Source organism: Nakamurella sp., from assembly GCF_048594475.1.
Lineage (GTDB): Bacteria > Actinomycetota > Actinomycetes > Mycobacteriales > Nakamurellaceae > Nakamurella.
Window position 1 is genome coordinate 1 of the sequence record NZ_JBMDXT010000092.1, and the last position, 4,361, is coordinate 4,361.

The window sequence follows — 4,361 nt, forward strand, 5'->3', positions numbered from 1 at the left end:
CGGCCGCGCCGCTGGCCACCCCGCCGGTCCGCAAGCACGCCAAGGATCTGGGCATCGACCTGCGCACGGTGGCCGCGACCCGGCCGGACGGGGTGATCACCCGGGAGGACGTCGAGCACGCGGCGGCCGCCCGCCGGGGCCCGGACCCGAGCCCGGCGGCCACGGCGCCGGTCGCCGGGTCGGGGCGGGAGCGGAGCATCCCGGTCAGCGGCATCCGGAAGGCGACCGCGGCGGCCATGGTGGCCAGCGCGTTCACCGCCCCGCACGTCACCGAGTTCCTCACCGTCGACGTGACGCCCCTGATGGAGCTGCGGGAGCGGGTCCGGGCGCGCCCGGAGTTCGCCGGCGCCGCCCCGACCCCGCTGGCCTTCGGGGCCCGGGCGGTGTGCGTGGCCGCCCGGCGCACGCCGGAGGTCAACTCGGTGTACGAAGCCGGCGGGGACGGACACGACCGGATCGTGGTCAAGGACTACCTGCACCTGGGGATCGCCGCCGCCACCGATCGGGGGCTGATCGTCCCGGTCATCCACGACGCCGACGCGATGACCGTGCCCGAACTGGCGACCGCGCTGGCCGAGCTGACCCGGACCGCGCGGTCCGGGCACACCACCCTGGCCGCGCTGACCGGCGGCACGTTCCCCATCACCAACGTCGGCGTGTTCGGCATCGACACCGGCACCCCGATCATCAACCCCGGCCAGTCCGCGATCCTGGCCGTCGGTGCGATCAAGGACGCCCCCTGGGTCGTCGACGGGCAGCTCGCGGTGCGCAAGGTCTGCCAGCTGGCGCTCTCGTTCGACCACCGCGTCATCGACGGGCAGCAGGGTTCCCAGTTCCTGGCCGACGTCGGGGCGCTGCTGGCCGACCCGGGACTGGCCCTGGTCTTCTGACCGGCGCCGGGCGGGCGCGGGCACCGGGCCCGCACGTGCCTGCTCCGCCCGACCCCGCCCCGCCCGGATGAGCCGGCCGCTGCCGGTCTGGCAGCGCGGGCCGACCGCGCGCAAGATGGTCGGGGCGTGACGGGGCCGTCACCCGGTCCGGGTCGGCCCAGACCGGAAAGAGGTGGCGGATGAACGCTGCGAGCGCGGGGGGCACGGTGCGCAATGCGCTGAGCGGGTACAACAACCTGTCGCAGTACCGCAAGGACACCTGGTCGACGCTGGAGGAGGCCGCCGAACGGCTGGCCGCCGCCGCGGCCGCCGACCGGCCGCTGGACACGCACGTCGACCGGGTCCAGGACCTCATCGACCGGCTGAGCCCGATCGAGCGCTACTGGGCGTTCCCCGGGCCGCAGGCGTTCCAGGCCGGCCGGCGCCTGTTCACCGCGGGCAAGTACACCCGCTTCTCCCGGGCGGTGGCCAGCGTCAGCCGGGCCCTGGCCAGCGACTCGTTCCGCAACGGCATCCCGTGGTCGGTCGCCGCCGCCATCACCGACCAGCTCGACCACCCGGGCGCCCTCGCGGCAACCACGCCGGCGCAGCGGCCGTACTTCGAGGTCCTGGTCGTCGAGGACATGTCCGAGGCACAGGAACGGGCGCTGCGCCAGGAGCTGCGGGCCTGGCGGCGGCCGGACGACGAGTTCATCTACGAGATCGTCGTGGTGCCCAGCTTCGAGGACGCCGTCATCGCCGCCCGGATCAACTTCGGGCTGCAGGCCGTGGTCATCAAGCGGCGGTTCACGCAGCACTCCGGCCGGGACATGAGTGCGGTCGCCGACTTCGCCGACGCCCGCTCGCCGGGCGATCTGATGGAGCACTCGGCCGAGGACCGGGCCGAACTGCTGGGCCGGGCGCTGATCGGGATCCGCCCGGAGCTGGATCTGTACATGATGACCGAGATCACCCTGGAGGACGTCGCCGCCTCGGTCAGCCACCACTTCCGGCGCATCTTCCATTCCCGCGAGGGCACCCTCGAACTGCACCTGAGCCTGCTCGGCGGCATCCAGGAGCGGTACCAGGCGCCGTTCTTCAATGCCCTGCAGAAGTACAGCCACCGGCCGACCGGGGTGTTCCACGCCCTGCCCATCTCGCAGGGCAAGTCGATCGTCAACTCGCACTGGATCAAGGACATGATCGACTTCTACGGCCTGGAGATCTTCCTGGCCGAGACGTCGGCGACCTGCGGCGGCCTTGACTCGCTGCTGGAACCGACCGGCCCGCTGCGGGACGCGCAGGATCTGGCCGCCCGGACGTTCGGCTCCCGGCAGACCTACTTCGCGACCAACGGCACCTCGACGGCCAACAAGATCGTCTGCCAGGCCCTGGTCGGGCCGGGCGACATCGTGCTGGTCGACCGGAACTGCCACCAGTCGCACCACTACGGGCTGATGCTGTCCGGCGCCCACGTGATCTACCTGGACGCCTACCCGCTGAACGAGTACTCGATGTACGGGGCGGTGCCCCTGCGGTCGATCAAGGCCCAGCTGTTGGCGCTGCGCCGGGCCGGCAAGCTCGACCGGGTCAAGATGCTGATGCTGACCAACTGCACGTTCGACGGCATGGTCTACGACGTCGAACGGGTCATGCAGGAGTGCCTGGCCCTCAAGCCGGACCTGGTGTTCCTGTGGGACGAGGCATGGTTCGCCTTCGCCCGGTTCCACCCGGTCTACCGCCCGCGCACCGGCATGCACTCCGCGGGCTCGCTGCTGGGCAAGCTCCGCGACCCGCAGTACAAGAAGGTCTACCAGGCCTGGAGCGAGCAGATCCGCGGCGCGACGGACGAGCAACTGCTGGAGACCCGGCTCATCCCGGACCCGGCCCGGGCCCGGGTGCGGGTCTACGCCACGCAGTCGACGCACAAGACGCTGACCTCGCTGCGGCAGGGCTCGATGATCCATGTCTTCGACCAGGACTTCGGCCAGAAGGTGGAGGAGACGTTCCACGAGGCGTACATGGCGCACACCTCGACGTCGCCGAACTACCAGATCCTGGCCTCGCTGGACCTGGGTCGCCGGCAGGCCGCCCTCGAGGGCTTCGAACTGGTGCAGAAGCAGGTCGAGTACGCGATGCGGCTGCGGGACGCGGTCGACAACCACCCGCTGCTGCGCCGGTACATGCGCTGCCTGACCACCGCCGACCTGATCCCCGAGCAGTTCCGACCCTCCGGCATCGGGCAGCCGCTGCGCTCCGGCCTGAAGAACATGCAGGCTGCCTGGCGCACCGACGAGTTCGCGCTGGACCCGAGCCGGATCACCATCTACATCGGGGCCACCGGCATCGACGGCGACACGTTCAAGCGGGTCCACCTGATGGACCGGCACGGCGTGCAGATCAACAAGACCTCGCGCAACAGCGTACTGTTCATGACCAACATCGGCACCACCCGCAGCTCGGTCGCGTACCTGATCGAGGTGCTGGTCAAGATCGCCCGCGAGCTGGACGAGACGCAGGCGGACATGAGCCTGGCCGAGCGGGCCGCGCACGAGCACGCCGTCCGCCGGTTGACCAGTCCCTCCGCGCCGCTGCCGGACTTCTCGGCGTTCCACGACGCGTTCCGCCCCGACACCTCGACCGACCCGGCGGTGCGCACGCCCGAGGGCGACGTCCGGCGGGCTTTCTTCCTCTCCTACGACGACGCCCTCTGCGAGTACCTGCGGCCCGAACAGGTCCGGGAGAAGCTCGAGGCCGGCCACGACGTGGTCTCGGCGACGTTCGTGACGCCCTACCCGCCGGGCTTCCCCGTCCTGGTGCCCGGCCAGATGTTCAGCCTGCGGATCCTGGACTACATGGACAGCCTGGACACGTCCGAGGTGCACGGGCTGCGGGCCGACCGGGGCTACCGGGTTTACATCGACAAGGCCCTGGAGATCGCCGCCGAGGGCACAGCCGGCTGATCGCGGGCATCCCGGTGGTGTCTCGGTGGTGTCCCGGGGGTGCGCTGATCCAAGTCCCACTCTCGCGCCTGAATTGCGGCTTTCGGTGGGCCTTTGATCAGCGCGGCTGGGCTGGGCTGGGCTGGCCGGTAACCGTCTGTGCTCAAAGACGTCAGCGCAGTGTCGCTGCGTGCATCTTGGAAGATCTGCAGTTGCAGAATTCAGGAACCTGTAACGCGCCGCCGGTCCGTGGCGATATACCGACGACCCCGTACTGCTGCCGGACCCCCGACCTGGCAGCCGTACGGGGTCTCCGCGTCTGGTCGGGCGTCCGGCCGTGCTCGATGGTGGCCTCGCCCGCTCGGCCAACCCGAACGGCGACCGGCGACCGGCCGGCTCCTGCGTCGCCCGCCGGCCCGCCGACCGCCGCCCGGCCGTGCTCGATGGTGGCCTCGCCCGCTCGGCCAACCCGAACGGCGACCGGCGACCGGCCGGCTCCTGCGTCGCCCGCCGGCCCACCGACCGCCGCCCGGCCGTGCTCGATGGTGGC

Annotated in this window: 3 protein-coding genes; all 3 read left to right on the forward strand. The window is 71.3% G+C overall.

All coding sequences use genetic code 11. The features are described from left to right. On the forward strand, nucleotides 1-890 hold an 890-nt coding region (locus ACOJUF_RS04805; RefSeq protein WP_420120727.1), incomplete at its 5' end, for a dihydrolipoamide acetyltransferase family protein. A gap of 179 nt (nucleotides 891-1,069) precedes the next feature. Next, on the forward strand, nucleotides 1,070-3,832 hold the full coding sequence (locus ACOJUF_RS04810) for an aminotransferase class I/II-fold pyridoxal phosphate-dependent enzyme (RefSeq protein ID WP_420120728.1): 2,763 nt from the start codon (nucleotides 1,070-1,072) through the stop codon (nucleotides 3,830-3,832). Nucleotides 3,833-4,148: 316 nt separating this feature from the next. Further along, nucleotides 4,149-4,361, forward strand: a 213-nt coding sequence (locus ACOJUF_RS04815) for a hypothetical protein (RefSeq protein WP_420120729.1), incomplete at its 3' end; no start/stop codon positions are given.